General features: G+C 69.2%; 26 protein-coding genes. 16 read left to right on the plus strand and 10 right to left on the minus strand.

What is annotated here, in order from left to right:
• On the plus strand, positions 1 to 143 hold a 143-nt coding region (locus RB628_RS17915), incomplete at its 5' end, for a hypothetical protein (RefSeq protein WP_318321521.1).
• A gap of 174 nt (positions 144 to 317) precedes the next feature.
• On the opposite strand, the gene pgl is transcribed toward RB628_RS17915, so the two are convergent.
• The 5 genes from pgl to tkt are packed head-to-tail and all read right to left on the minus strand — an operon-like array spanning position 318 to position 6,914.
• Entirely contained in the window at positions 318 to 1,103 is a 786-nt protein-coding gene (gene pgl / locus RB628_RS17920; RefSeq protein WP_318321463.1) for a 6-phosphogluconolactonase, read from the minus strand.
• Positions 1,100 to 2,149, minus strand: a complete 1,050-nt coding sequence (gene opcA, locus RB628_RS17925) for a glucose-6-phosphate dehydrogenase assembly protein OpcA (RefSeq protein ID WP_318321464.1) — start codon at positions 2,147 to 2,149, stop codon at positions 1,100 to 1,102. The genes pgl and opcA overlap by 4 nt, the downstream gene beginning before the upstream one ends.
• Complete coding sequence (gene zwf, locus RB628_RS17930; RefSeq protein WP_318321465.1) at positions 2,146 to 3,669, minus strand: glucose-6-phosphate dehydrogenase; 1,524 nt, start codon at positions 3,667 to 3,669, stop codon at positions 2,146 to 2,148. Before zwf ends, opcA begins: the two co-directional genes overlap by 4 nt.
• 4 nt (positions 3,670 to 3,673) lie before the next feature.
• Positions 3,674 to 4,792 (minus strand): transaldolase, encoded by a 1,119-nt coding sequence (gene tal / locus RB628_RS17935; RefSeq protein ID WP_318321466.1) that lies wholly within the window; start codon positions 4,790 to 4,792, stop codon positions 3,674 to 3,676.
• A 34-nt stretch (positions 4,793 to 4,826) separates the two neighbouring features.
• The gene (tkt, locus tag RB628_RS17940; RefSeq protein WP_318321467.1) at positions 4,827 to 6,914 is read right to left on the minus strand and encodes a transketolase; all 2,088 of its coding nucleotides are present in this window, start codon (positions 6,912 to 6,914) and stop codon (positions 4,827 to 4,829) included.
• 395 nt (positions 6,915 to 7,309) lie between these two features.
• Here tkt and RB628_RS17945 point away from each other — a divergent pair, with 395 nt between their 5' ends.
• The 3 genes from RB628_RS17945 to RB628_RS17955 all read left to right on the plus strand — a co-directional run bounded on the left by RB628_RS17945 (position 7,310) and on the right by RB628_RS17955 (position 9,939).
• The gene (locus tag RB628_RS17945; RefSeq protein ID WP_318321522.1) at positions 7,310 to 8,227 is read left to right on the plus strand and encodes a heme o synthase; all 918 of its coding nucleotides are present in this window, start codon (positions 7,310 to 7,312) and stop codon (positions 8,225 to 8,227) included.
• A gap of 172 nt (positions 8,228 to 8,399) precedes the next feature.
• Positions 8,400 to 8,714, plus strand: a complete 315-nt coding sequence (locus RB628_RS17950) for a hypothetical protein (RefSeq protein WP_318321468.1) — start codon at positions 8,400 to 8,402, stop codon at positions 8,712 to 8,714.
• Between the two features lie 118 nt (positions 8,715 to 8,832).
• On the plus strand, positions 8,833 to 9,939 hold the full coding sequence (locus tag RB628_RS17955) for an amidohydrolase family protein (RefSeq protein ID WP_318321469.1): 1,107 nt from the start codon (positions 8,833 to 8,835) through the stop codon (positions 9,937 to 9,939).
• Between the two features lie 187 nt (positions 9,940 to 10,126).
• On the opposite strand, the gene RB628_RS17960 is transcribed toward RB628_RS17955, so the two are convergent.
• From RB628_RS17960 to RB628_RS17970, 3 genes are read right to left on the minus strand one after another with little or no spacing between them, the layout of a single operon-like run.
• Positions 10,127 to 11,146, minus strand: a complete 1,020-nt coding sequence (locus RB628_RS17960; protein ID WP_318321470.1) for a COX15/CtaA family protein — start codon at positions 11,144 to 11,146, stop codon at positions 10,127 to 10,129.
• A 50-nt stretch (positions 11,147 to 11,196) separates the two neighbouring features.
• On the minus strand, positions 11,197 to 11,970 hold the full coding sequence (locus tag RB628_RS17965; RefSeq protein ID WP_318321471.1) for an ABC transporter permease: 774 nt from the start codon (positions 11,968 to 11,970) through the stop codon (positions 11,197 to 11,199).
• The gene (locus tag RB628_RS17970; RefSeq protein WP_318321472.1) at positions 11,967 to 12,890 is read right to left on the minus strand and encodes an ABC transporter ATP-binding protein; all 924 of its coding nucleotides are present in this window, start codon (positions 12,888 to 12,890) and stop codon (positions 11,967 to 11,969) included. Before RB628_RS17970 ends, RB628_RS17965 begins: the two co-directional genes overlap by 4 nt.
• Before the next feature lie 228 nt (positions 12,891 to 13,118).
• Between RB628_RS17970 and RB628_RS17975 the strand changes: the two genes are divergently transcribed.
• The 8 genes from RB628_RS17975 to RB628_RS18010 all read left to right on the plus strand — a co-directional run bounded on the left by RB628_RS17975 (position 13,119) and on the right by RB628_RS18010 (position 19,837).
• Positions 13,119 to 13,895 (plus strand): metalloregulator ArsR/SmtB family transcription factor, encoded by a 777-nt coding sequence (locus RB628_RS17975; protein ID WP_318321473.1) that lies wholly within the window; start codon positions 13,119 to 13,121, stop codon positions 13,893 to 13,895.
• Positions 13,892 to 15,316: a Fe-S cluster assembly protein SufB gene (gene sufB, locus RB628_RS17980; protein WP_318321474.1), complete on the plus strand. Its 1,425-nt coding sequence runs from the start codon at positions 13,892 to 13,894 to the stop codon at positions 15,314 to 15,316. Before RB628_RS17975 ends, sufB begins: the two co-directional genes overlap by 4 nt.
• A gap of 57 nt (positions 15,317 to 15,373) precedes the next feature.
• Positions 15,374 to 16,561, plus strand: coding sequence for a Fe-S cluster assembly protein SufD (gene sufD, locus RB628_RS17985; RefSeq protein ID WP_318321475.1), 1,188 nt, complete (start codon positions 15,374 to 15,376; stop codon positions 16,559 to 16,561).
• Positions 16,561 to 16,890: a non-heme iron oxygenase ferredoxin subunit gene (locus tag RB628_RS17990; protein WP_318321476.1), complete on the plus strand. Its 330-nt coding sequence runs from the start codon at positions 16,561 to 16,563 to the stop codon at positions 16,888 to 16,890. Before sufD ends, RB628_RS17990 begins: the two co-directional genes overlap by 1 nt.
• 7 nt (positions 16,891 to 16,897) lie before the next feature.
• Entirely contained in the window at positions 16,898 to 17,665 is a 768-nt protein-coding gene (sufC, locus tag RB628_RS17995; RefSeq protein WP_318321477.1) for a Fe-S cluster assembly ATPase SufC, read from the plus strand.
• Positions 17,662 to 18,936 carry a cysteine desulfurase gene (locus tag RB628_RS18000; RefSeq protein WP_318321478.1) on the plus strand — a complete coding sequence of 425 codons (1,275 nt, stop codon included), beginning with the start codon at positions 17,662 to 17,664 and terminating at the stop codon, positions 18,934 to 18,936. The genes sufC and RB628_RS18000 overlap by 4 nt, the downstream gene beginning before the upstream one ends.
• Positions 18,937 to 19,040: 104 nt before the next feature.
• Positions 19,041 to 19,508: a Fe-S cluster assembly sulfur transfer protein SufU gene (gene sufU / locus RB628_RS18005; protein ID WP_318321479.1), complete on the plus strand. Its 468-nt coding sequence runs from the start codon at positions 19,041 to 19,043 to the stop codon at positions 19,506 to 19,508.
• A complete protein-coding gene (locus RB628_RS18010) occupies positions 19,505 to 19,837 on the plus strand; it encodes a metal-sulfur cluster assembly factor (protein ID WP_010352445.1) in 333 nt (110 codons plus the stop codon). Before sufU ends, RB628_RS18010 begins: the two co-directional genes overlap by 4 nt.
• A 77-nt stretch (positions 19,838 to 19,914) precedes the next feature.
• On the opposite strand, the gene RB628_RS18015 is transcribed toward RB628_RS18010, so the two are convergent.
• Positions 19,915 to 20,784, minus strand: a complete 870-nt coding sequence (locus tag RB628_RS18015; RefSeq protein ID WP_318321480.1) for an AbfB domain-containing protein — start codon at positions 20,782 to 20,784, stop codon at positions 19,915 to 19,917.
• 212 nt (positions 20,785 to 20,996) lie between these two features.
• On the opposite strand from RB628_RS18015, the gene RB628_RS18020 reads away from it, so the two are divergent.
• The 4 genes from RB628_RS18020 (at position 20,997) to RB628_RS18035 (ending at position 23,576) form a co-directional block, all read left to right on the plus strand.
• Positions 20,997 to 21,317, plus strand: coding sequence for a multidrug efflux SMR transporter (locus RB628_RS18020; RefSeq protein ID WP_318321481.1), 321 nt, complete (start codon positions 20,997 to 20,999; stop codon positions 21,315 to 21,317).
• Positions 21,317 to 21,856, plus strand: a complete 540-nt coding sequence (locus tag RB628_RS18025) for a TetR/AcrR family transcriptional regulator (RefSeq protein ID WP_318321482.1) — start codon at positions 21,317 to 21,319, stop codon at positions 21,854 to 21,856. Before RB628_RS18020 ends, RB628_RS18025 begins: the two co-directional genes overlap by 1 nt.
• 361 nt (positions 21,857 to 22,217) lie before the next feature.
• A complete protein-coding gene (dapD, locus tag RB628_RS18030; protein WP_318321483.1) occupies positions 22,218 to 23,207 on the plus strand; it encodes a 2,3,4,5-tetrahydropyridine-2,6-dicarboxylate N-succinyltransferase in 990 nt (329 codons plus the stop codon).
• Between the two features lie 144 nt (positions 23,208 to 23,351).
• Positions 23,352 to 23,576, plus strand: coding sequence for a hypothetical protein (locus tag RB628_RS18035; RefSeq protein WP_318321484.1), 225 nt, complete (start codon positions 23,352 to 23,354; stop codon positions 23,574 to 23,576).
• Positions 23,577 to 23,683: 107 nt separating this feature from the next.
• On the opposite strand, the gene dapA is transcribed toward RB628_RS18035, so the two are convergent.
• The gene (gene dapA, locus RB628_RS18040) at positions 23,684 to 24,595 is read right to left on the minus strand and encodes a 4-hydroxy-tetrahydrodipicolinate synthase (protein ID WP_318321485.1); all 912 of its coding nucleotides are present in this window, start codon (positions 24,593 to 24,595) and stop codon (positions 23,684 to 23,686) included.
• Between the last annotated feature and the right edge of the window lie 174 nt (positions 24,596 to 24,769).

A 24,769-nucleotide genomic window follows, 5' to 3' on the forward strand; every position in this document is an offset into this window, starting at 1 on the left:
CCTTCGACCAGTGGGGGGTCGAGCTGGGGAAGGTGCTGGCCCAGCGCATCGAGCCGGCGTTGACGGAGGGGGCGGAGGTGGCGGGGTTGGATGCGTCCACCACGGCGCTGGTCGCCAAGTATCGGGAGCTGCGGGGTCGGTAGGGTTGTGTTTCGCCCCCGCAGCCACCCGTCTCATCCCTGGGAGCTGCGCCCCCTGACCCCCCGCTACGGCCCTGAACGGGCCTTGTCCTCAATCGCCGGACGGGCTGGTTTTTCAGCCTCTCCGGCGATTGAGGAGCGGGGGTTCGGGGGCAGCGCCTCCGAGGAGGGGACGGGTCAGGGTGACGCCGGTGGGTACAGCGTCCTCGGGAGTTGGGATGCTGCCGCCGCGTCCAGTAGCCACAGGGTGCGTGACCTGCCGTACGCGCCTGCCGCCGGCGCCTGGATCTCGCCCGCGCCCGACAGGGCTATGGCCGCCGCACCCGCCTTGTCCTCGCCCGCCGCCAGCAGCCATACCTCGCGGGCAGCGCGGATCGCCGGGAGGGTGAGGGTGACCCGGGTCGGTGGGGGCTTCGGGGCGCCGTGGACTCCTACGACCGTGCGCTCCGTTTCCCGTACCGCGGGGAGTTCCGGGAAGAGTGACGCCACGTGGGTGTCCGGGCCCACACCGAGCATCAGGACGTCGAACGTGGGCACCGCACCATGGTTCTCGGGGCCCGCCGCCTTGGCCAGATCCGCCGCGTACGCCTCCGCCGCCGCCTCCACGTCGGAGCCGTACGGGCCGTCCGACGCGGGCATGGCATGGACGCGGGACGGGTCCAGCGGCACCGCGTCCAGCAAAGCCTCCTTCGCCTGGGAGACATTGCGGTCCGGGTCGCCCTCGGGCAGGAAGCGTTCGTCGCCCCACCACAGGTCGAGCCGGGCCCAGTCGATCGCGTCCCGGGCGGGCGCGGCGGCCAGGGCGGCCAGCAGACCGTTGCCGTTGCGGCCGCCTGTGAGAACCACCGACGCCGAGCCCCGCGAGGCCTGCGCGTCCACGATCGTCGTGATCAGGCGGGCCGCCGCGGCCTGGGCCATCAGCTCCTTGTCGCGGTGGACGGCGAGCTGCGGTGCCGTACTCACTGTGCGGTCACCTTCTTCACCGGCGGCATCTTGGCCGGCGTCGCCCTTTCCGGGGCATCAGACGCACTCGCCTTGTCCGCGGGCGCCTTCTCCGCCGGCGCCGGCGTCTCGGGTGTCGTCGAAGCGGTCAGCCGCTCCACCCCGTACCGCAGCGCCGACGCGTAGGTATCGTCCGGGTCCAGGCGCCGCAGTTCCTCCGCCATCAGCTCCGCCGTCTCACGGCGCTTGAGCGCCACCGCGCGGTCCGGCTGGCCCTCGATGGAGAGGGTCGCCAGGGAGCCGTCGGCGCGGTCGAGGGTGATGGGGCCCGTGCTCGTCTTCATCCGGACCGCCGTCAGGCCGGGGCCCGAGGACAGGGAGCGCTTCACCGGGACGTCCAGACGGTCCGCCAGCCACATCGCCAGCAGCTCGCAGCTGGGGTTGAACTCCTCGCCCTCCACCTCGACCGCGGCCACCTCACAGGTGACCTGGTCCAGAGCGGCGGCCAGCATCGAGCGCCACGGGGTGATGCGGGTCCAGGAGAGGTCCGTGTCGCCCGGCGTGTACGCGTCCGCGCGCGCGGCCAGCTCCCGTACCGGCTGCTCGGCCGCGTAGGTGTCCGTCACCCTGCGCTGTGCCAGGGCGCCCAGCGGGTCCTTCGCCGGGTCCTGGGGGGCGTTCACCGGCCACCAGACGACCACCGGGGCGTCCGGCAGCAGCAGGGGCAGCACCACCGAGTCGGCGTGCTCGACGACCTCGCCGTACAGGCGCAGGACGACCGTCTCGCCGGAGCCCGCGTCCGCGCCCACCTTGACCTCGGCGTCGAGACGGGACGTCGTACGGTCGCGGGGGGAGCGGGAGACGCGCTTGACGACGACCAGGGTGCGTGAGGGGTGCTCGCGCGAGGCGTCGTTCGCCGCCTTCAGGGCGTCGTACGCGTTCTCCTCGTCGGTGACGATGACGAGGGTCAACACCATTCCGACGGCCGGGGTGCCTATGGCCCGACGGCCTTGCACCAGCGCCTTGTTGACCTTGCTGGCCGTGGTGTCCGTGAGGTCGATTTTCATGGGCGCCGCCAGCTCCGTCCGTCTCGTTCGAGCATTTCGTCCGCCTCGACGGGGCCCCACGTGCCCGACGGGTACTGCGCGGGCTTGCCGTGCTTGTCCCAGTACTGCTCGATCGGGTCGAGGATTCGCCAGGACAGCTCGACCTCCTCGGTGCGCGGGAAGAGATTGGAGTCGCCCAGGAGGACGTCCAGGATCAGGCGCTCGTACGCCTCGGGGCTCGACTCCGTGAAGGACTCGCCGTACGCGAAGTCCATGGACACGTCCCGGATCTCCATCGAGGTGCCGGGCACCTTGGAGCCGAAGCGGACCGTGATGCCCTCGTCGGGCTGGACGCGGATGACGATCGCGTTCTGGCCCAGCTCCTCCGTCGCCGTGTGGTCGAAGGGGGAGTGGGGCGCCCGCTGGAAGACCACCGCGATCTCGGTGACGCGACGGCCCAGGCGCTTGCCGGTGCGGAGGTAGAAGGGGACGCCCGCCCAGCGGCGGTTGTCGACCTCGACCTTGATCGCCGCGTAGGTGTCGGTCTTCGACTTGGGGTCGATGCCGTCTTCCTGGAGGTAGCCGATGGCCTTCTCGCCGCCCTGCCAGCCTGCCGCGTACTGCCCGCGGACGGTGTCCTTGCCCAGGTCATGCGGCAGTTTGACCGCGCCGAGGACCTTGGTCTTCTCGGCGGCCAGCGCGTCCGCGTCGAAGGAGGCCGGCTCCTCCATGGCAGTCAGCGCCATCAGCTGGAGGAGGTGGTTCTGGATGACGTCACGGGCCGCGCCGATGCCGTCGTAGTACCCGGCCCGGCCGCCGATGCCGATGTCCTCGGCCATCGTGATCTGGACGTGGTCCACGAAGGACCGGTTCCAGATCGGTTCGAACATCTGGTTGGCGAAGCGGAGCGCCAAAATGTTCTGGACGGTCTCCTTGCCCAGGTAGTGGTCGATCCGGAAGACCTGGTCCGGGGCGAAGACCTCCTCGACGGTCGTGTTGAGCTCCTCGGCCGACCTGAGGTCGTGACCGAAGGGCTTCTCGATGACCGCGCGCCGCCAGGAACCCTTCTCCTGGTCCGCCAGACCGTGCTTCTTCAGCTGCTTGATGACCACCGGGAAGGCGGACGGCGGCACGGAGAGGTAGAAGGCGAAGTTGCCGCCCGTCCCCTGTGCCTTGTCCAGCTCCTCGATCGTCGAGCGCAGCCGCTCGAAGGAGTCGTCGTCGTCGAAGGTGCCCTGGACGAAGCGCATCCCCTGGATGAGCTGCTGCCAGACCTCCTCACGGAACGGCGTACGGGCGTGCTCCTTGACGGCGTCGTGGACCTCCGCCGCGAAGTCCTCGTCCGCCCATTCGCGCCGGGCGAAGCCCACGAGGGAGAAGCCCGGCGGCAGCAACCCGCGGTTGGCGAGGTCGTACACGGCAGGCATCAGCTTTTTGCGTGACAGGTCGCCGGTGACCCCGAAGATGACCAGGCCCGACGGCCCCGCGATACGCGGGAGCCGTCGGTCTGCGGGGTCACGCAGCGGGTTGCTGCTTGACAAGGTTTCAGCCCTCCGACGGGGCGAGGCGCGTCAGTTCCGCCTCGGTCGACTTGAGCAGGTCGGTCCAGGACGCCTCGAACTTCTCGACGCCCTCGTCCTCCAGGAGCTGGACCACTTCGTCGTACGAGATCCCGAGCTTCTCGACCGCGTCGAGTTCGGCGCGTGCCTGCTCGTACGTACCTGCGATGGTGTTGCCGGTGATCTGACCGTGGTCCTCGGTGGCGAACAGGGTCGCCTCCGGCATGGTGTTCACCGTGTTCGGCGCGACCAGGTCGTCGACGTACAGGGTGTCCTTGTACGCCTTGTCCTTGACGCCGGTCGAGGCCCACAGCGGACGCTGCTTGTTGGCCTGCGCCTTGTCGAGGGCCACCCAGCGGTCGGACGAGAAGACCTCCTCGTACGCCTGGTAGGCGAGCCGCGCGTTGGCCAGACCGGCCTTGCCGCGGGCGGCCTTGGCCTCGTCGGTGCCCAGCGCGTCGAGCCGCTTGTCGATCTCGGTGTCCACGCGGGACACGAAGAAGGACGCCACGGAGTGGATCTTCGACAGGTCCAGGCCGCGCTCCTTGGCCTTCTCCAGGCCCGCCAGGTAGGCGTCCATGACCTTGCGGTAGCGCTCCAGCGAGAAGATCAGCGTGACGTTGACGCTGATACCCAGGCCGATGACCTCGGTGATCGCCGGGAGACCCGCCTCGGTGGCCGGGATCTTGATCAGGGTGTTCGGGCGGTCCACCAGCCAGGCAAGCTGCTTGGCCTCGGCCACGGTCGAGAGGGTGTTGTGGGCGAGACGGGGGTCGACCTCGATGGACACCCGGCCGTCCTGGCCCTGCGTCGAGTCGAAGACCGGACGCAGGATGTCGGCGGCGTCACGGACGTCCGCCGTCGTGATCATGCGGATGGCCTCTTCGACGGTGACCCTGCGGGCGGCGAGCTCGGTGACCTGCGGCTCGTAGCCGTCACCGCTGCTGATCGCCTTCTGGAAGATCGACGGGTTGGTCGTGACGCCCACGACATGCTGCTGGTCGATCAGTTCGGCGAGGTTGCCGGACGTGATCCGCTGGCGCGACAGGTCGTCCAGCCAGATCGCTACGCCTTCCTCGGAGAGGCGCTTGAGTGCGTCTGTCATGGAAATGCATCTCCTACGTGTCGGTATGTCGGCGTCAGCGCTGGGCTGCGGCGATCGATTCCCTGGCTACCGCGGCGACGTTCTCGGCAGTGAAGCCGAACTCCTCGAAGAGGACCTTGCCGTCGGCGGACGCACCGAAGTGCTCCAGGGAAACGATGCGACCCGCGTCCCCGACGTACTTGTGCCAGGTGAGACCGATACCGGCCTCGACCGCGACGCGCGCCCTGACGGACGGCGGAAGGACGCTCTCCCGGTACCCCTGGTCCTGCTCCTCGAACCACTCCACGGACGGCATGGACACGACCCGTGTCGGCACGCCCTCCGCCTGGAGCTGCTCACGCGCCCCGACGGCCACGTGGACCTCGGAACCGGTGGCGATGAGGATGACCTCGGGCGTGCCGCCCTCGGCCTCGAAGAGCACGTAACCGCCCTTGGCCGCATCTTCGTTGGCCTCGTACGTCGGTACGCCCTGGCGGGTCAGCGCGAGACCGTGCGGGGCGCCCTTGCCGAAGACCTTCGTCCAGCGCCCGAGGATCTCGCGCCAGGCGATGGCCGTCTCGTTGGCGTCGGCCGGGCGCACGATGTTCAGGCCCGGGATGGCGCGCAGCGTCGCCAGGTGCTCGACCGGCTGGTGCGTCGGGCCGTCCTCGCCGAGGCCGATGGAGTCGTGCGTCCACACGTACGTCACCGGTACGTGCATCAGCGCGGACAGCCGTACCGCGTTGCGCATGTAGTCGGAGAAGACGAGGAAGGTGCCGCCGTAGACACGGGTGTTGCCGTGCAGCGCGATGCCGTTCATCTCGGCGGCCATCGAGTGCTCGCGGATACCGAAGTGGATCGTGCGGCCGTAAGGGTCCGCCTCCGGCAGCGGGTTGTCCGCCGGGAGGAACGAACTCGACGCGTCGATCGTGGTGTTGTTCGAACCGGCCAGGTCGGCCGAGCCGCCCCACAGCTCCGGGATGACCGCGCCCAGCGCCTGCAGGACCTTGCCCGACGCGGCGCGCGTGGCGACGCCCTTGCCCGCCTCGAAGACCGGGAGCTTCTCCTCCCAGCCCTTGGGCAGTTCACCTGCGGAGATCCGGTCGAACTCGGCGGCGCGCTCGGCGTTGCTGTTGCGCCACTCCTGGAACGACTTCTCCCACTCCGCCTTGGCCTGACGGCCGCGCTCCAGCGCCTCGCGGGTGTGGTTCAGAACCGCGTCCGAGACCTCGAAGGACTGTTCCGGGTCGAAGCCGAGGACGCGCTTGGTGGCCGCGACCTCGTCGTCGCCGAGCGCCGAGCCGTGCGCGGCCTCGGTGTTCTGGGCGTTCGGGGCCGGCCAGGCGATGATCGAGCGCATCGCGATGAACGACGGCTTGTCCGTGACCGCCTTGGCGGCCTGGACGGCGTTGTAGATGGCGTGCGGGTCGAGGTCGCCGTCCGGCTTCGGGGCGATCCGCTGCACATGCCAGCCGTACGCCTCGTACCGCTTGGCGACGTCCTCCGAGACGGCCGTCTCCGTGTCGCCCTCGATCGAGATGTGGTTGTCGTCCCACAGCAGGACCAGGTTGCCGAGCTTCTGGTGCCCGGCCAGCGAGGACGCCTCCGCGGAGATGCCCTCCTGGAGGCAGCCGTCACCGGCGATCGCGAAGACGAAGTGGTCGAACGGGGACTCCCCTTCGGGGGCCTCCGGATCGAACAGACCGCGCTCGTAGCGGGCCGCCATGGCCATGCCCACGGCGTTGGCGACACCCTGGCCGAGCGGCCCGGTCGTCGTCTCGACGCCCGTCGTGTGCCCGTACTCGGGGTGACCGGGGGTCTTGGAACCCCACGTCCGGAACGCCTTCAGGTCGTCCAGCTCCAGGCCGAAACCGGCCAGGTACAGCTGGGTGTAAAGGGTCAGCGACGAGTGGCCGGCAGACAGGACGAAACGGTCGCGCCCGACCCAGTCGGCGTCCGCCGGGTCGTGCCGCATCACCTTCTGGAAAAGGGTGTACGCGGCGGGGGCCAGGCTCATCGCCGTACCGGGATGGCCGTTGCCGACCTTCTGTACGGCATCGGCGGCCAGGACGCGGGCGGTGTCGACGGCCCGCTGGTCCAACTCGGTCCACTCGAGGTCTGTGGTGGTCGGCTTGGTGCTCACCCTGGGTCAGGGCTCCTCTCCACATGTCTAATGCCGGCGTCCTCGGTGTCCACCGGCTGCCGAGGGCTGACACCCTCGGCCTTTGTCGAGCCTACCCCCGTAAGAACGTGCGGTATTTCGAGTCATTCCAGACTGGCGGGACCGCTTCACATCCGCCTCCCGACCGCTGCCGGACTGCAATACGAAGCGGACCGCCCAACTGCTCAACCGAGCCACGTCACGCCCGTCACAAAGCACCCCCCAACACGACCCCACCCCCGCGAAGGGCGGGGTCTGGGCAACGTCTACAGTGGCGTGGTAAGCGCGAGCCTTTACCGGGACTTCACACCCGAGGGCTTGTTGGAATGTCTCTGTCAGGGGTGTGCGTGACGGCCGTTGAATCCCGTCCAGTGGGGATGACCGGGACGAGCCAGAGCCCGAGCCACCGGCCGTTCGGGGCCCGGGTCATGGCGTTCGTAGCTCTCACGAAGCCGCGGATCATCGAGCTGCTGCTCATCACCACCGTACCGGTGATGTTCCTGGCGGAGCAGGGTGTACCGGACCTGGGACTGGTCCTGCTCACCTGCCTCGGCGGCTACCTCTCCGCGGGCGGCGCCAACGCGCTCAACATGTACATCGACCGTGACATCGACGCGCTCATGGACCGCACCTCGCAGCGTCCGCTGGTCACCGGCATGGTCAGCCCCCGCGAGTGTCTGGCCTTCGGTATCACCCTCGCCGTTGCGTCCACTCTCCTCTTCGGCCTCACGGTCAACTGGCTGTCGGCCTGGCTGTCGCTGGGCGCGCTCCTCTTTTACGTGGTCATTTACACGATGATCCTCAAGCGGCGTACGTCGCAGAACATCGTGTGGGGCGGCATCGCGGGCTGTATGCCGGTCCTCATCGGCTGGTCCGCCGTCAAGGACTCGCTCTCCTGGGCGCCGCTCATCCTCTTCCTGGTCATCTTCTTCTGGACCCCGCCGCACTACTGGCCGCTGTCCATGAAGGTGAGGGACGACTACGCGCGCGTGGGCGTGCCGATGCTCCCGGTCATCGCATCCAACAAGACGGTCGCCCGCCAGATCGTGGCGTACAGCTGGGCGATGGTCGTCGTCTCGCTGCTGCTCACGCCGCTCGGCTACACCGGCTGGTTCTACACGGCGGTCGCGCTGGCGGCGGGCGGCTGGTGGCTGTGGGAGGCGCACGGGCTGCAGAGTCGCGCGCGGGCGGAGGCGACGGGCGGCAAGCTCAAGGAGATGCGGCTGTTCCACTGGTCGATCACCTATGTGTCGCTGCTTTTCGTGGCGGTCGCGGTGGATCCCTTCTTGCGGTGACGCTCTGTGGGCGCGGGCGGACGAGGGGCGCTGGTCGGCTGAGGGTCCGCTGTGGCCGGTCGCGCACTTCCCCGAGCCTCCTGTGGGGCGCCGCTGCCGGCCGGGGGGGCGTGGTCAAGGCCACTCGGCCCGGCCGTCGCCGTTTGATCTACCCGTCGGTAGCATCCTGACCATGGCAGATACGCAGGAGCGCACGGCGGCCAAGCTCGCCAAGCAGATCAACGGCTTCGCCAAGGAGCACGGCGGCGCCGAAGGACAGGTCGCGTACATCGGGGAGCGCGGGGCCAGGATCGTGCTCGTCGGTGAGGACGGCGGCTGGGGCGACCTCGTGGCCCCCACCTACGCGATCGCACGACAGGCCGTCGAGAAGGCCGGCATCACCGTCCACGAGGACTTCGACGGCGAGTTCGCGGCCAAGGTGACGACCGGCCCGTACGAGTGGACACGCATGGCCGGGATTCAGGTGGGCGGGCCGAGCAACTCGTGAGGCCGGGGAGTGGCCGATCGGCACCGGTCATTCCCACGGGGTGTGCGAGAGCAACACCTGATTGTCGGTTCACCCGTTAGGACCGTAGGAACACACGGTCCAGACACGGGGAGCCCGGATGATCGAAACGCCGTCCCTCGTGGACCAGTACTGCCACGGCGTACTGCGAACCGAGCTGGGCCTCGGCACCTTCGAGGCCCAGCTCGCGCGTACCGAGGGCCCGCCCGCCGCCGGAACCACCCTCTTCGACACCCAGACCGGGTTCGCCGTACGCCGCTGGTGCCCCCCGCTGCTCGGCCTGGAACCGCATGCTCCCCCCGCCCGCTATCTCGCCCGGCGCCGTGAACTCGGCGTACTCGAATCGGGCCGGCGGCTGCTGCGGGGCAGCGGAATCACGACATATCTGGTGGACGCCGGGCTGCCCGGCGATCTCACCGGGCCCGGTGAGATGGCCTCCGCCGGTGCCGCCGACGCCCAGGAGATCATCCGGCTCGAACTCCTCGCCGAACAGGTCGCCGACACCTCCGGCACCGTCGAGTCCTTCCTCACCAACCTCGCCGAGTCGGTGCACGGCGCGGCGAAGAGCGCCGTGGCCTTCACCTCCGTGGCGGGCGTACGGCACGGACTGGCCCTTGCACCCGATCCACCCGGGCCGGGGGAGGTGCGGGGAGCGGCGGGCCGCTGGCTGGCCGGACGCCGGGTCGGCGGCGCGCTCAGCGACCCGGTGCTGCTGCGCCATCTGCTGTGGATCGCGGTCGCCTCGGGCCTGCCGCTCCAACTCCACGCCGGGCTGGGCGAACCGGGTCTGCGCATCGACCGCACCGACCCGGTCCTGCTCACCGACTTCGTCCGCGCGACGGCCGGCCTCGGCACGGACCTGGTGCTGCTGCACGGGTACCCGTACCACCGCCACGCGGCCCACCTCGCCGGCGTCTTCCCGCACGTGTACGCCGACCTGGGCGCCGCCCTCGTCCGTACCGGTGCCCGGGCCGCCGCCGTCCTCGCCGAGATACTCGAACTCGCCCCCTTCGGCAAGATCCTCTTCTCCAGCGGCGCCCAGGGTCTGCCCGAACTCCACGTGGTGGGCGCCCGTCTCTTCCGCGAGGCCCTCGGCCGGGTGCTCGGGGGCTGGGTCGCCGAGGGGGCGTGGTCGCTGGGAGACGCGCAACGGGTGGCGGGGCTGATCGCGGCGGGGAACGCGCGGCGGGTGTACGGGCTGCGATAGCTGTACAGACTGGGGGCATGACGACACCCGGGACCCGGGCGGATGCCCTGACCGAAGCCTTGCTGGACCGCTAGCGGCGTGCCGAGCTGACGCGGAGCTACCTGGGCGCCGCGATCGACCGCCTGGTGACCTCGTACACGTGACCTCGCACGACGTGACGCACGCACGCGTGCGTCACGTCTTCGGCCTACGCGCGCGTGCCTACCGTCGCCTCGGTCGCGGGGCCGGCGGGTACGCCGGCCGGTGCGGTGGTCCCGGGGCGCTCACGCAGGGCGAGCAGGACCCGCAGGACCGCGATCCACACCAGCGCCGAGCCGAGCATGTGCAGGCCGACCAGGACCTCGGGGAGGTTGGTGAAGTACTGGACGTAGCCGAGGACACCCTGTGCGAGCAGGATCAGGAACAGGTCCCGCGTGCGGTCCAGGGGGTCCTTCGGGGCGTCGACCGCCCTGAGGACGAACCACAGGGCGAACGTCAGTGTCACCACGATCCAGGCGAGCACCGCGTGCAGCTTGCTGACGTTCTCCCAGTCCAGCGGCATGCGCTCGATCTCGCTGGAGTCGCCCGCGTGCGGGCCCGAGCCGGTCACCACCGTGCCGACCGCGATCAGCAGTACCGTGGCGACCACCAGGAACCACACCAGCTGCCGCACGGCCCTGCCGACCAGCGGGCGGGGCTCCTCGTCGCCCTCCCTCGTGCGCTGCCACATCACCACGGCGACCGCGATCAGGGCGGAGGAGAGCAGGAAGTGGGCCGCGACCGTGTACGGGTTGAGGCCGACCAGGACGACGATGCCGCCGAGGATCGCGTTGCCCATGACGACCCAGAACTGCGTCCAGCCGAGCCGGGTGAGGGAGCGTCGGTACGGCTTCTCCGAGCGGGCGGCGATGATCGCCCAGCCGACCGCGGCGCACAGTACGTACGTCAGCATGCGGTTGCCGAACTCGATGACGCCGTGCACGCCCATCGCGCTGGTGGTCGTCAGCGAGTCGTCGGTGCACTTGGGCCAGGTCGGGCAGCCGAGGCCCGAGCCGGTCAGCCGTACGGCACCGCCGGTGACCACGATGACCACCGACATGACGAGCGCGGCCAGCGCCGCGCGCCGCACCGTACGGGGATCCGGTGTCCAGCGGGCGGCGATGAAGGCGAGCGGGTTCCGCACGGCGGACAGGGCCTCGGCGGGGGGCATCTTTGGCACGCGTCCCATCGTAGGCGGCTGCTTGTGCACGCTTTCACGAGGGGTCCCCGGCCCCTCGGTCACTCCCAGCGGAAGAACCGGCCGGCCGCGGCCAGCCCCAAGACCGCCCACACCGCGAGAATCCCCAGGTCCCCCCACGGCATGCCGGCACCGTGCTGCAGCACGTCCCGCAAGCCGTCCGACAGAGCCGAGATCGGGAGCAGGGCCAGTACGTCCTGGGCGCCCGGCGGGAAACTGTCCAGCGGGACGATCACCCCGCCGCCCACCAGGAGCAGCAGGAAGACGAGGTTCGCGGCGGCCAGCGTGGCTTCCGCCTTCAGGGTGCCCGCCATCAGCAGGCCGAGCCCGGAGAAGGCGGCCGTGCCGAGGAGGAGCAGGAGGAGTACGGCGAAGGGGTTGCCGTGCGGGGACCAGCCGAGCGCGAAGGCGATCCCGGTCAGCAGGACTACCTGGAGGATCTCGGTGACCAGTACCGACGCCGTTTTCGCCGTCATCAGACCCCAGCGGGGGAGGGGGGACGAGGCGAGCCTCTTCAGGACCCCGTAGCGGCGCTCGAAGCCCGTCGCGATCGCCTGGCCCGTGAACGCCGTCGACATCACGGCGAGCGCGAGGATGCCGGGGGCGAGGAAGTCGACCGCCTTGCCCGCGCCCGTGTCGATGATGTCCACCGAGCCGAACAGCAGCAGAAGCAGGGCGGGAATGACCACCGTCAGCAGCAACTGCTCGCCGTTGCGCAGCAGCATCCTCGTCTCCAGGACCGCCTGCGCCGCGATCATGCGACGGAGCGGGGCCGCTCCGGGCTGCGGGGCGTAGGTTCCGGTGGCGGTCGTCATGAACGCAGCTCCTTGCCGGTCAGCTCCAGGAAGACGTCTTCCAGGGTGTGCCGTTCCACCGAGATCCGGTCCGGCATCACCCGGTGCTGGGCGCACCAGGACGTCACCGTCGCGAGGAGCTGCGGGTTGACCTTGCCGCCGACCCGGTAGGCGCCCGGGGTCAGCTCCGCGGCCGTGCAGTCCGCGGGGAGGGCCTTCAGCAGGGAGCCCACGTCCAGACCGGGCCGGCCCGTGAAGCGCAGGGTGTTCTCGGCGCCGCCCCGGCACAGCTGCTCCGGGGTGCCCTGGGCGATGACCTTGCCGGCGTCGATGATCGCGACATCGTCGGCGAGCTGCTCGGCCTCGTCCATGTGATGGGTGGTGAGGATGACGGAGACGCCGTCGGCGCGCAGGTCGCGGACCAGGTCCCAGGTGGCGCGGCGGGCCTGGGGGTCGAGACCCGCGGTCGGCTCGTCGAGGAAGACCAGTTCCGGGCGGCCGACGACGGCCATAGCGAGCGCCAGGCGCTGCTGCTGGCCCCCGGAGAGACGGCGGTACGTGGTCCGGCCGCAGTTGCCGAGGCCGAGGCGTTCGGCGAGGGAGTCCACATCCAGCGGGTGCGCGTGCAGTCTGGCCACGTGGCGGAGCATCTCGTCGGCGCGGGCGCCCGAGTAGACGCCGCCGGACTGGAGCATCACGCCGACCCGTGGACGCAGGGCGGCGGATTCCCGTACCGGGTCGAGGCCCAGGACGCGTACCGTCCCGGAGTCCGGTCTGAGGTATCCCTCGCAGGTCTCGACGGTGGTCGTCTTGCCCGCGCCGTTCGGACCGAGTACGGCGGTGATGCCCGCCGCGGCCACCAGGTCGAGGCCGTCCACCGCGGTCTTCGTGCCGTACCGCTTCACCAGGGCCTGGACCTGGACCACGGGCTCGCTTCGCATGGGTCCAGAGTCTAGGTACGGGAGGCGCCGCCCAGGTGCACGGGGCCCGGGTCCGGCCTTGCGCAGGCCCGGCGTCGGCCCTGCTCCCGTGCTGCTCGGGACCGGTCACCTGATCGATCAAAGATCGTTTGCGCAGGTCAGGTTAGGTGAGCCTAAGTGATGCAGGGCACCATCGAGTGGGCCGGACGCGGGTTGCCGCGCTCTGAGGAATTACGCAACAATGGTGTTGTGAAAAACGTCGGCGAGGATCGGGAGGCTCCCATGGGCGCCCCCCAGGAGGAGTTCACGACCGGTGAGCGCTCGACGCGCAACCGGGTCGTTCGGTCCATCCTGGACCACGGTCCGTCGACCGTCGCCGAGCTCGCCGGTCGACTGGGCCTGACCCATGCGGCCGTACGGCGTCACCTGGACGCGCTGGTGGCCGACGACGTCGTACAACCGCGTGAGCAGCGGGTCTACGGCGCCCGTACCCGTGGCCGGCCGGCCAAGGCCTTCGCGCTCACCGACTGCGGGCGCGACGCCTTCGACCAGTCCTACGACAAGCTCGCGATGGACGCGCTGCGCTGGATCGCCGCGCGCGAGGGCGGCGACGAGGCGGTTCTCACCTTCGCGCGTGCCCGGTTCGCCGAACAGGCCGCGAACTACCGCGAGGCGGTCGAGGCCGCAGGCCCCGAGGAGCGCGCCGAAGCCCTGGCCAAGGCCCTGAGCGCGGACGGGTACGCTGCTACGGCGCGTAGCGCACCGGTCGGAGAGCAGCTCTGCCAGCACCACTGCCCGGTGGTCCACGTCGCGGAAAAGTTCCCGCAGCTATGCGAGGCGGAAACCGAGATCTTCTCCCAGCTGCTCGGCACACATGTCCAGCGGCTCGCGACCATCGCCCACGGCGACGGTGTGTGCACGACGTTCATCCCCAAGGCCTCGCACGCCTCGCCTCCACCCGCTCCACAGTTGTCCACCGCCACCCATAAAGCATCTGCAAGTACCGCCGGGAGGAACCCAGCATGACGCTCCCCATCGAGGAGACTGCCCACCCCGAGCTCGAGGGTCTGGGCACGTACGAATACGGCTGGGCCGACTCCGACGTGGCCGGTGCCTCCGCCAGGCGCGGCATCAGCGAGGACGTCGTCCGAGACATCTCGGCGAAGAAGTCCGAGCCGGAGTGGATGACCAGGCTGCGTCTCAAGGGCCTGCGCCTCTTCGACAAGAAGCCCATGCCCAACTGGGGCTCGGACCTGTCGGGGATCGACTTCGACAACATCAAGTACTTCGTGCGTTCCACGGAGAAGCAGGCGGAGTCCTGGGAGGACCTGCCCGAGGACATCAAGAACACGTACGACAGGCTCGGCATCCCCGAGGCGGAGAAGCAGCGCCTCGTCGCCGGTGTCGCGGCTCAGTACGAGTCCGAGGTCGTCTACCACCAGATCCGTGAGGACCTGGAGGAGCAGGGCGTCATCTTCCTCGACACCGACACCGCGCTGAAGGAGCACCCGGAGCTCTTCAAGGAGTACTTCGGGACCGTCATCCCGGTCGGCGACAACAAGTTCGCGTCGCTGAACTCGGCGGTGTGGTCGGGTGGCTCCTTCATCTACGTGCCGAAGGGCGTGCAGGTCGAGATCCCGCTCCAGGCCTACTTCCGTATCAACACGGAGAACATGGGCCAGTTCGAGCGGACCCTGATCATCGTCGACGAGGGTGCCTACGTGCACTACGTCGAGGGCTGCACGGCGCCGATCTACAAGTCGGACTCCCTGCACAGCGCGGTCGTCGAGATCATCGTCAAGAAGAACGCCCGCTGCCGCTACACGACCATCCAGAACTGGTCGAACAACGTCTACAACCTGGTCACCAAGCGCGCCGTGGCGTACGAGGGCGCGACCATGGAGTGGATCGACGGCAACATCGGCTCCAAGGTGACGATGAAGTACCCGGCCGTCTACCTGATGGGCGAGCACGCCAAGGGCGAGACCCTCTCCATCGCCTTCGCGGGCGAGGGCCAGCACCAGGACGCCGGCTCCAAGATGGTCCACATGGCGCCGAACACCTCCTCCAACATCGTGTCGAAGTCCGTGGCGCGCGGTGGCGGCCGTACGTCCTACCGGGGTCTCGTCGAGATCGGCGAGGGCGCCCACGGCTCCAAGTCCAACGTGCTGTGCGACGCGCTGCTGGTGGACACCATCTCCCGCTCCGACACGTACCCGTACGTCGACGTCCGCGAGGACGACGTGTCCATGGGGCACGAGGCGACCGTCTCCAAGGTCTCCGACGACCAGCTCTTCTACCTGATGAGCCGCGGTCTGTCCGAGTTCGAGGCGATGGCGATGATCGTGCGCGGCTTCGTCGAGCCGATCGCCAAGGAACTGCCCATGGAGTACGCCCTTGAGCTCAACCGGCTGATCGAGCTCCAGATGGAAGGCTCGGTCGGCTGATCGCCGGTCGCCGTCCCATCAAGCCCCTTACGCAGGAAAGAGAGCAGACCGACAGCCATGGCTGAGGCTCAGAACATCCCGGTGGGTTCCACCACCGCCGGCTCGATCGCGGTCGCGGCCGCGGCCGAGTCGACCGTCGCCACACGCATGAGTGCGCCCCCCTCCTTCGACGTGGCGGACTTCCCGGTCCCGCACGGCCGCGAGGAGGAATGGCGGTTCACCCCGCTGGAGCGCCTGCGCGGGCTGCACGACGGCACCGCCGTCGCCACCGGCACCGGTGTGAAGGTGGACGTCCAGGCACCCGAGGGCGTCACCGTCGAGGCCGTCGGCCGTGACGACGCGCGCCTCGGCCGCGCCGGCACCCCCGTGGACCGTGTCGCCGCCCAGGCGTACACCGCCTTCGAGGTGGCCGGTGTGATCACCGTCCCCAAGGAGACGGTCCTCACCGAGCCGATCCGTGTCGCCGTCCACGGCGAGGGCGGTGTGGCCTACGGCCACCAGATCATCGAGCTGGGCGCCTTCGCCGAAGCCGTCGTCGTCATCGACCACACCGGTGACGCCGTGCTCGCCGCCAACGTCGAGTACGTCCTGGGCGACGGCGCCAAGCTCACCGTCATCTCCGTCCAGGACTGGGACGACCAGGCCGTGCACGTCGCCCAGCACAACGCGCTGATCGGCCGCGACGCCACCTTCAAGTCCTTCGTGGTCACCTTCGGCGGCGACCTCGTACGCCTCCACCCGCGCGTCGCGTACGCGGGCCCCGGTGGCGAGGCCGAGCTGTTCGGCCTGTACTTCACGGATGCCGGCCAGCACCAGGAGCACCGCCTCCTGGTCGACCACAACACCCCGCACTGCAAGTCGAACGTGGCCTACAAGGGTGCGCTCCAGGGCGAGGGCGCCCACGCGGTGTGGATCGGCGACGTGCTGATCGAGGCCAAGGCCGAGGGCACCGACACGTACGAGCTGAACCGCAACCTGGTTCTCACGGACGGCGCCCGCGTGGACTCCGTACCGAACCTCGAGATCGAGACCGGTGAGATCGTCGGCGCCGGGCACGCCAGTGCCACCGGGCGGTTCGACGACGAGCAGCTGTTCTATCTGATGGCCCGCGGCATCCCGGCCGACGAGGCCCGCCGACTGGTCGTCCGCGGCTTCTTCGCCGAACTGGTCCAGCAGATCGGCGTCGACGACATCGAGCAGCGTCTTCTCACGAAGATCGACGAGGAGCTGGAGGGGTCGGTCTGATGACTGTCTCTCCGACGTTCGTACGCGCCTGCGGGCTGAGCGAGCTGGACGAGGACACCCCGAAGCGGGTGGAACTCGGCGGCACGCCGGTCTCGGTCGTCCGTACCGAGGGGGAGGTGTTCGCGATCAACGACATCTGCTCGCACGCGAACGTCTCACTCTCCGAGGGCGAGGTGGAGGACTGCCAGATCGAGTGCTGGCTGCACGGCTCCAGCTTCGACCTCCGCACCGGCAAGCCGTCCGGCCTTCCCGCGACGCGCCCCGTCCCCGTATACCCCGTAAAGATCGAAGGGGACGATGTGCTCGTCTCCCTCACCCAGGAGTCCTGAGGCACCCATGGCAACGCTTGAAATCCGAGACCTGCACGTCACCGTCGAGGCCGACAACGCCACGAAGGAGATCCTCAAGGGTGTCGACCTGACCGTGAAGCAGGGCGAGACGCACGCCATCATGGGCCCCAACGGCTCCGGCAAGTCGACCCTCGCCTACTCGCTCGCGGGTCACCCGAAGTACACGATCACCCGCGGCACCGTGCTGCTGGACGGCGAGGACGTCCTGGAGATGTCCGTCGACGAGCGCGCCCGCGCGGGCCTGTTCCTGGCGATGCAGTACCCGGTCGAGATCCCCGGCGTCTCCGTCTCCAACTTCCTTCGTACGTCCGCCACCGCCATCCGCGGTGAGGCGCCGAAGCTGCGCACCTGGGTGAAGGAGGTCAAGGAGACCATGCAGCGCCTCCACATGGACCCCTCCTTCGCCGAGCGCAACGTCAACGAGGGCTTCTCCGGCGGCGAGAAGAAGCGCCACGAGATCCTCCAGCTGGAGCTGCTCAAGCCCAAGATCGCGATCCTCGACGAGACGGACTCCGGTCTGGACGTCGACGCCCTGCGCATCGTCTCCGAGGGCGTCAACCGCGTCCGCGAGAGCGGCGAGGTCGGCACCCTGCTGATCACGCACTACACGCGCATCCTGCGCTACATCAAGCCCGACTTCGTCCACGTTTTCTCCGACGGCCGGATCGCCGAGTCCGGCGGCGCCGAACTCGCCGACAAGCTGGAGAACGAGGGCTACGAGGCTTACACCACGAAGGGTGGCGTATCCGCGTGACACAGCTGCCTGGCCTCCTCACGGATACATCTCAACTACTTGACGAGGCGATCCGCAAGGACTTCCCGATCCTCGATCGGGTCCTCCACGACGGCAAGAAGCTCGTGTACCTGGACAACGCGGCGACCTCCCAGACGCCCCGCCAGGTGATCGACACTCTCTCCGAGTACTACGAGCAGCACAACGCCAACGTGCACCGTGGCATCCATGTGCTCGCCGAGGAGGCCACGGCGCTGTACGAGGGCGCGCGCGACAAGGTCGCCGCGTTCATCAACGCGCCCAGCCGTGACGAGGTGATCTTCACCAAGAACGCCTCCGAGTCGCTCAACCTCGTGGCCAACATGCTGGGCTGGGCCGACGAGCCCTACCGCGTCGACCACGAGACCGAGATCGTCATCACGGAGATGGAGCACCACTCCAACATCGTGCCGTGGCAGCTGCTCGCGCAGCGCACCGGCGCGAAGCTGAAGTGGTTCGGCCTGACCGACGACGGCCGCCTCGACCTCTCGAACATAGACGAGGTCATCACGGAGAAGACGAAGATCGTCTCCTTCGTGCTGGTGTCCAACATCCTGGGCACGGTCAACCCCGTCGAGAAGATCGTGCGCCGCGCGCAGGAGGTCGGGGCCCTGGTCCTGATCGACGCCTCGCAGGCCGCCCCGCACATGCCGATGGACGTCCAGGCCCTCCAGGCCGACTTCGTGGCCTTCACCGGCCACAAGATGTGCGGCCCGACCGGCATCGGGGTGCTGTGGGGACGCCAGGAGCTGCTGGAGGATCTCCCGCCGTTCCTGGGCGGCGGCGAGATGATCGAGACCGTGTCGATGCACTCGTCGACCTATGCTCCCGCCCCGCACAAGTTCGAGGCGGGCACTCCGCCGATCGCGCAGGCGGTCGGCCTCGGCGCGGCGATCGACTATCTGTCGGCCATCGGCATGGACAAGATCCTCGCCCATGAGCACGCGCTCACCGAGTACGCGGTGAAGCGGCTCGGGGAGGTCCCCGACCTGCGGATCATCGGCCCGGCCACGGCCGAGGACCGGGGCGCGGCGATCTCCTTCACGCTCGGCGACATCCACCCGCACGACGTGGGCCAGGTGCTCGACGAGCAGGGCATCGCGGTCCGCGTGGGCCACCACTGCGCCCGGCCGGTCTGCCTGCGCTACGGAATTCCTGCGACCACGCGAGCGTCGTTCTATCTGTACTCCACGCCGGCCGAGATCGATGCTCTGGTCGACGGACTGGAGCACGTACGGAACTTCTTCGGCTGAGGAGCTGGCTGAGTCGTGCTGTGTTTTCCCGGGGGACAGCCCCCGGACCCCCGGCCGGAAAAGCACGTGGTGCGAGCCTTGGTAGAGACGCGAGGTTGATGGGTGTGAAACTGGATTCGATGTACCAGGAAGTCATCCTGGACCACTACAAGCACCCGCACGGGCGCGGTCTTCGGGACGGCGACGCCGAGGTGCACCACGTCAACCCGACGTGCGGCGACGAGATCACCCTGCGCGTGAAGTACGACGGCACGACGGTCAGCGATGTCTCGTACGAGGGTCAGGGCTGCTCGATCAGCCAGGCCTCGGCCTCCGTGCTGAACGAGCTCCTGGTCGGCAAGGAGCTGTCCGAGGCGCAGAGGATCCAGGAGACCTTCCTGGAGCTTATGCAGTCCAAGGGCAAGATCGAACCGGACGACGCGATGGAGGAGGTACTGGAGGACGCGGTCGCGTTCGCCGGTGTCTCCAAGTATCCGGCCCGGGTGAAGTGCGCGCTGCTGAGCTGGATGGCGTGGAAGGACGCGACGGCCCAGGCACTGGGCTCGGACGCCGCCGAAAGGAAGACGGCATGAGCGAGACCATCGAGATGAAGCCGGCCTCGGAGGACGAGGTCCGCGAGGCGCTGTACGACGTCGTCGACCCGGAACTGGGCATCGACGTCGTGAACCTCGGTTTGATCTACGGCATCCACATCGACGACGCGAACATCGCGACGATCGACATGACCCTGACGTCGGCGGCCTGCCCGCTCACGGATGTCATCGAGGACCAGGCCAAGTCCGCCACGGACGGCCTCGTCAACGAACTGCGCATCAACTGGGTGTGGATGCCGCCGTGGGGCCCGGACAAGATCACGGACGACGGGCGGGACCAGCTCCGGGCGCTCGGGTTCAACGTCTGAGAGCCACTCGAACCAACACAACACCGCACACGAAGGCGGCGGCACCCGAGCAGGGTGCCGCCGCCTTCGTGTGCGTCTCAGGCGAGTGGGGCCACCACGCGGAAGGAGAAGTCCTCCCGGTTGGTCGTGTTGTAGCCGTACGGGTCCAGACGCAGCTGGAAGTTCTTGTGGCGCAGCGCGTGGTTGGGGTAGTTCACCGACTGCAGCACCGCCGCGCCCGTATACCCCGAGTACCCGCCACAGAAGGTGGCGTCCTGCTTGAACAGCGAGGAGCCGTCGTTGCGGTCGGCGCGCAGGATGAAGTTGCGGTGGCGCAGGTACTTGCCGTCGTGTGTCTTGAACGAGTAACACGAGCTGTTGGACAGCCCCTTGACGACACTGAAGGTGGAGTCCTCGCGGGACTCCGGGCCGCGGACCTGATCGAGCTTCACCAGGCCGTCTGACACGTGCCAGTAGCGACCGGGGTAGTTGGCCGACTCGACGGACCTCAGGAGGGAGGAGTCCGGCGCCGTGGGAGCGGCCGAGGACTTGCTGGGGGACGGGGAAGCGGCGGGCTTCTCGGGGCCCTCCGAGACGGGAGCGGAGGCGGAGCCCTTGGCGTCCGGGGCGGCGGGTGCGGGGGTCGTGGCGGCCGGTGCGCTCGGCTGCGCCGACGACAGGCCGCTCTTCCCGCTCGGGGGCGTGGCCGCGGACGCCGTCGGGGAGGCGAAGGTGAGGAGACCGGGATACGTCGAGCCGGGCGACGGCACGGGGGCCTTCGCCACCGGGACCGGCTCCTCGGCCTGCCGCTCCGTGATGATGATCGCGGTCACACAGGCGGCCACGACCGACAGGGCCAGGGTGCCCGCCATCCAGAGCCGCCGCGTCCCGGGCACGCGTGAGGCGTCCGGGGCCCAGCCGTTCTCCCACGGTTGAGTTGGGATGGGCCGGGGCTTTTCTTCTGTCATGCGCTGTTCCTCCGGCGTCGCCTGTGGCGAACGTGTGAACGAGTGGTTGAAACAGTAATGGACGCGAGGCTAGGTGACGTCCAGTGCCGTGAGAAGGGTTGTTTCCTCAATGAGACCGAGTGCTGGGGGAGTTGGTGGCCTGGTGCGCAGTGGGGGTGGTTTTGGGTGGCCGCTGTGTACGAGTGTACGTATCGATGCGTACACTTGTACACATGGGATATCTGCTGCTGGTCGGAGCCATCGCCGCCGAGGTGGGCGCCACGACCGCCATGAAGTACAGCGACGGTTTCAGCAGGCTGTGGCCTTCCGTGCTGACCGGACTGGGCTACGCCGTCGCGTTCGCGCTGCTCGCACAGACGCTGAAGACGGTGTCCGTCGGTACGGCGTACGCGATCTGGTCGGGGATCGGGACCGCGGCCGTCGCGACGATCGGCGCGGTGTTCCTCGGGGAGGGCGTGAACGCGGCCAAGGTCGCCGGGATCGTGCTCATCATCTGCGGGGTCGTCGTGCTCAACATGGGCGGTGCGCACTGATGGGGCGGCGGTACGACCCCGAGCGGCGCCAGCGGATCATCGACGCGGCGATCCGGGTGGTGGGGGAGAGGGGGATCGCCGGGCTCAGCCATCGATCGGTCGCCGCTGAGGCGGATGTGCCGCTGGGTTCCACGACGTATCACTTCAGAACGCTGGACGAGCTTCTGGTCGCCGCGCTGAGGCAGGCGAACGAGGGGTTCGCGAAGGTGGTGGCCGCGAGGGGTGGGCTGCGGGACGACCGGGTCGATCTGGCGGGGGAGCTTGCCGGGTTGCTGGGGGAGTGGCTCTCGGGGGATCGGGCGGGGGTCGAGCTGGAGTGCGAGTTGTATCTGGCGGCGGTTCGGCGGCCGGCGTTGCGGCCTGTTGCGGCTGAGTGGGCGGAGGGGGTTGTGGAGTTGCTGGTGGGGCGGACGGATGCGTTGACGGCTCGGGCGCTGGTGGCGGTGATGGACGGGATGTGTCTGCAGGTGCTGCTTACGGGGGGTGCGTACGAGGAGGAGTTTGCCCGGGAGGTGTTCGGGCGGGTGTTGAAGGGCTGACGTGGGTACAGCGTGGGTCGTGGTTCTCGCCCCCGCAGTCCCTACCCGTCCCGTCCTCGGGGGCGGCCTCTCTGCCCCCGAAGCCCTGCTCCTCGAACTCCCGCAGAGGAGGGTCCCCCGAGGGGCTGGATCTTCCCGGGCGGCGCAGACATGTCCAGCGCCCCTCGGGCACTTTCAGCGCCGGCCCGCATCTTCGGCCCGTCCGGCGACGGGGGGCGAGGCTGTTCAGGCCGACAGCGGGGGGCTGGGGGTGACAGTCCCAGTGGGCGGTCACCGCAGTGTCGGGGGGCCTCTGCCCGGTCCTTGAGATCCGCTCCGTACCGGTTCGCCCGGGCGGGCTCCCTCAAGTTAGGTTTTCTCCATGACCGACACGACTGCTTCCCGCACCACCGGCGCCGTGGCCGCCGGGCTTGCCACCGTCGCCGCCGACGGCACCGTTCTCGACACCTGGTTCCCCGCCCCCGAACTGTCCGCCGAGCCCGGCCCCGCCGGTACCGAGCGGCTGTCCGTCGAGCGGGCCGTCGAGGTACTCGGCGAGGGTGCGGCGAAGGCGGTCGGGCCGGACGCGCGCCGCGGTGTCGAGGTGGTCGCGGTCCGGACGGTCATCGCCTCCCTCGACGACAAGCCGCTGGACACGCACGACGTCTACCTCCGCCTCCACCTGCTCTCACACCGGCTGGTGCAGCCGCACGGCCAGAGCCTGGACGGTATCTTCGCCCACCTCGCCAACGTCGCCTGGACCTCGCTCGGCCCGGTCGCCGTGGACGACGTCGAGAAGGTGCGGCTCAACGCCCGCGCCGAGGGCCTGCACCTCCAGGTCACCTCCATCGACAAGTTCCCCCGTATGACCGACTACGTGGCCCCCAAGGGCGTCCGCATCGCCGACGCCGACCGGGTGCGCCTCGGCGCGCACCTCGCCGAGGGCACCACCGTCATGCACGAGGGCTTCGTCAACTTCAACGCGGGCACGCTCGGTACGTCGATGGTCGAGGGCCGTATCTCCGCCGGTGTCGTGGTCGGCGACGGTTCCGACATCGGCGGCGGTGCCTCGACGATGGGCACGCTGTCCGGTGGCGGCCAGGTCCGTATCACCATCGGCGAGCGCTGCCTGATCGGCGCCGAGGCCGGCGTGGGGATCGCGCTCGGCGACGAGTGCGTGGTCGAGGCCGGGCTGTACGTCACCGCCGGCACCCTCGTCACCATGCCTGACGGACAGATCGTCAAGGCCCGCGAACTCTCCGGCGCCTCCCACATCCTCTTCCGCCGCAACTCGGTCACGGGCAGGGTCGAGGCCCGCCCGAACAACGCGGTCTGGGGCGGTCTGAACGACATCCTGCACAGCCACAACTGACGTACCCGTACGGGTGCCGGCGTCGGCGCCCAAGATCACGTACGGGTTGCTCCGCGTGACCTCGCCGGGCTTCAGGCAGATGAACGGGTGGACACAGGGTCCGATCAACTGCCCGAGCAGAAGCACAGGACGAGGGGTGGAGCAATGACGGACGAGCGGTCGAGGATCGTGGCGCGTTGGCTGACGGGGGCGGTCTCCGCAGCGGTGGTCTGCGGGATCCCCGCGGGGACGGCGTACGCGGACGAGACCAACACGGGCTCGCACAACGGTCCCCGGGTCGGCCTGGTCAACATCGGCCAGGTCGACGATCCGATGGAGGACGTGCTGGAGCACTTCCTGCTGTTCGGCGACGGGCATCGCTGGGACTGATCTGCGGTTCAGAACAGGAAGGGCCGGGGTCCGTACCGCGCGCACCGAAGCGACGGTACGGACCCCGGCCCTATCCGGTTCCCGGTCCGCGGTCTCCGGTGGGGCGGCTACATGGTCAACTCCTCGTACGCCGCCAGCAGTCCGTCCGTCGACTCCCGGTCGGCCGGTCGCAGCGGCGCCCGTACCGGACCCGAGGGCAGGCCGAGCGCGCCGAGCAGGGCCTTGGCCGTCACCGCGCCGGGCAGCCCCGACGCCATCATCAACTCGGTGAGCTGAAGCGTCCGCCGCTGGCAGCGGGCGGCCTCGGTGCTTTCTCCCGCGTCGAACGCGTCGATGACGGCACGGAACTGACGGGGAATCACATTGGCGACGGTGCTCATGTAGCCGGTGCCGCCCAGCGCGTACAGCGCCAGCACGTATTCGTCGCAGCCCGTGTAGTACGCCAAGCCGGTCCGGGCCAGTACCTTCTGAGTGCCCATCAGGTCGTATGCGCAGTCCTTCACGGCGACGATTCTCGGGTGACCGGCCAGCCGGATCATCGTCTCCGGCTCGATCCGGACGCCGGTGCGGCCCGGGATGTCGTACAGCGCGAGAGGCAGGCCGGAGGCGTCCGCCAGCTCCCGGAAGTGGGCCTCCAGCGCGTCCTGCGGAGGTCGGCTGTAATAGGGCGCGACCGCCAACAGGGCGTCCGCGCCCGCCTTTTCGGCCGCCAGGGCCAGCTCGACGGAGTGCCGGGTGTCCGCGGTGCCGATGCCCGCCACGATCGACGCCCGCGCACCGACCGCCTCCCGTACCGCCCGTACCAGCGCCGACTTCTCCGAGTCCGTCGTGGTCGGGGACTCACCCGTCGTGCCGGAGAGCACGAGGCCGTCGCAACCCCCGGCCACCAGCCGGTCGGCGAGCCGCTGCGCGCCGCCGAGGTCCAGGGCGCCTTCGGCGGTGAAGGGGGTGACCATCGCGCACAGGGCGCGGCCGAAGGGCGGGGCGGGGTGTGCGGGAGAAGCGGGTGGTGTTGTCATGCGAGTAGTCTCGGCGGGACATCTGTGAAGCTCTACTTAATTCTCTTACCTGGTATTGGTAAGTGATGCTGAGGTGAGGTGGGGTTCGAGGGTGTCCGAACTCGTGGGCTCGTCCCTGAATGACGGGACCTCGCCGGACTCCCTCGCCGACTACTTTTCTTCCCTGGACAAGAA

Source organism: Streptomyces sp. ADMS (assembly GCF_033441795.1).
Lineage (GTDB): Bacteria > Actinomycetota > Actinomycetes > Streptomycetales > Streptomycetaceae > Streptomyces.

Bases quoted from the DNA above. Each gene is read 5' to 3' on its own strand.
- RB628_RS17990 (WP_318321476.1), top strand. From the start codon at position 16,561: ATGACTGTCTCTCCGACGTTCGTACGCGCCTGCGGGCTGAGCGAGCTG.
- RB628_RS18035 (WP_318321484.1), top strand. From the start codon at position 23,352: ATGACGGACGAGCGGTCGAGGATCGTGGCGCGTTGGCTGACGGGGGCG.
- dapA (WP_318321485.1), bottom strand. From the start codon at position 24,595: ATGACAACACCACCCGCTTCTCCCGCACACCCCGCCCCGCCCTTCGGC.
- sufC (WP_318321477.1), top strand. From the start codon at position 16,898: ATGGCAACGCTTGAAATCCGAGACCTGCACGTCACCGTCGAGGCCGAC.
- RB628_RS17955 (WP_318321469.1), top strand. From the start codon at position 8,833: ATGATCGAAACGCCGTCCCTCGTGGACCAGTACTGCCACGGCGTACTG.
- sufD (WP_318321475.1), top strand. From the start codon at position 15,374: ATGGCTGAGGCTCAGAACATCCCGGTGGGTTCCACCACCGCCGGCTCG.
- RB628_RS18015 (WP_318321480.1), bottom strand. From the start codon at position 20,784: ATGACAGAAGAAAAGCCCCGGCCCATCCCAACTCAACCGTGGGAGAAC.
- RB628_RS17965 (WP_318321471.1), bottom strand. From the start codon at position 11,970: ATGACGACCGCCACCGGAACCTACGCCCCGCAGCCCGGAGCGGCCCCG.
- RB628_RS17945 (WP_318321522.1), top strand. From the start codon at position 7,310: ATGACCGGGACGAGCCAGAGCCCGAGCCACCGGCCGTTCGGGGCCCGG.
- tal (WP_318321466.1), bottom strand. From the start codon at position 4,792: ATGACAGACGCACTCAAGCGCCTCTCCGAGGAAGGCGTAGCGATCTGG.
- RB628_RS18025 (WP_318321482.1), top strand. From the start codon at position 21,317: ATGGGGCGGCGGTACGACCCCGAGCGGCGCCAGCGGATCATCGACGCG.
- RB628_RS18020 (WP_318321481.1), top strand. From the start codon at position 20,997: ATGGGATATCTGCTGCTGGTCGGAGCCATCGCCGCCGAGGTGGGCGCC.
- dapD (WP_318321483.1), top strand. From the start codon at position 22,218: ATGACCGACACGACTGCTTCCCGCACCACCGGCGCCGTGGCCGCCGGG.
- RB628_RS17950 (WP_318321468.1), top strand. From the start codon at position 8,400: ATGGCAGATACGCAGGAGCGCACGGCGGCCAAGCTCGCCAAGCAGATC.
- RB628_RS17960 (WP_318321470.1), bottom strand. From the start codon at position 11,146: ATGGGACGCGTGCCAAAGATGCCCCCCGCCGAGGCCCTGTCCGCCGTG.
- RB628_RS17970 (WP_318321472.1), bottom strand. From the start codon at position 12,890: ATGCGAAGCGAGCCCGTGGTCCAGGTCCAGGCCCTGGTGAAGCGGTAC.
- opcA (WP_318321464.1), bottom strand. From the start codon at position 2,149: ATGAAAATCGACCTCACGGACACCACGGCCAGCAAGGTCAACAAGGCG.
- RB628_RS18010 (WP_010352445.1), top strand. From the start codon at position 19,505: ATGAGCGAGACCATCGAGATGAAGCCGGCCTCGGAGGACGAGGTCCGC.
- sufB (WP_318321474.1), top strand. From the start codon at position 13,892: ATGACGCTCCCCATCGAGGAGACTGCCCACCCCGAGCTCGAGGGTCTG.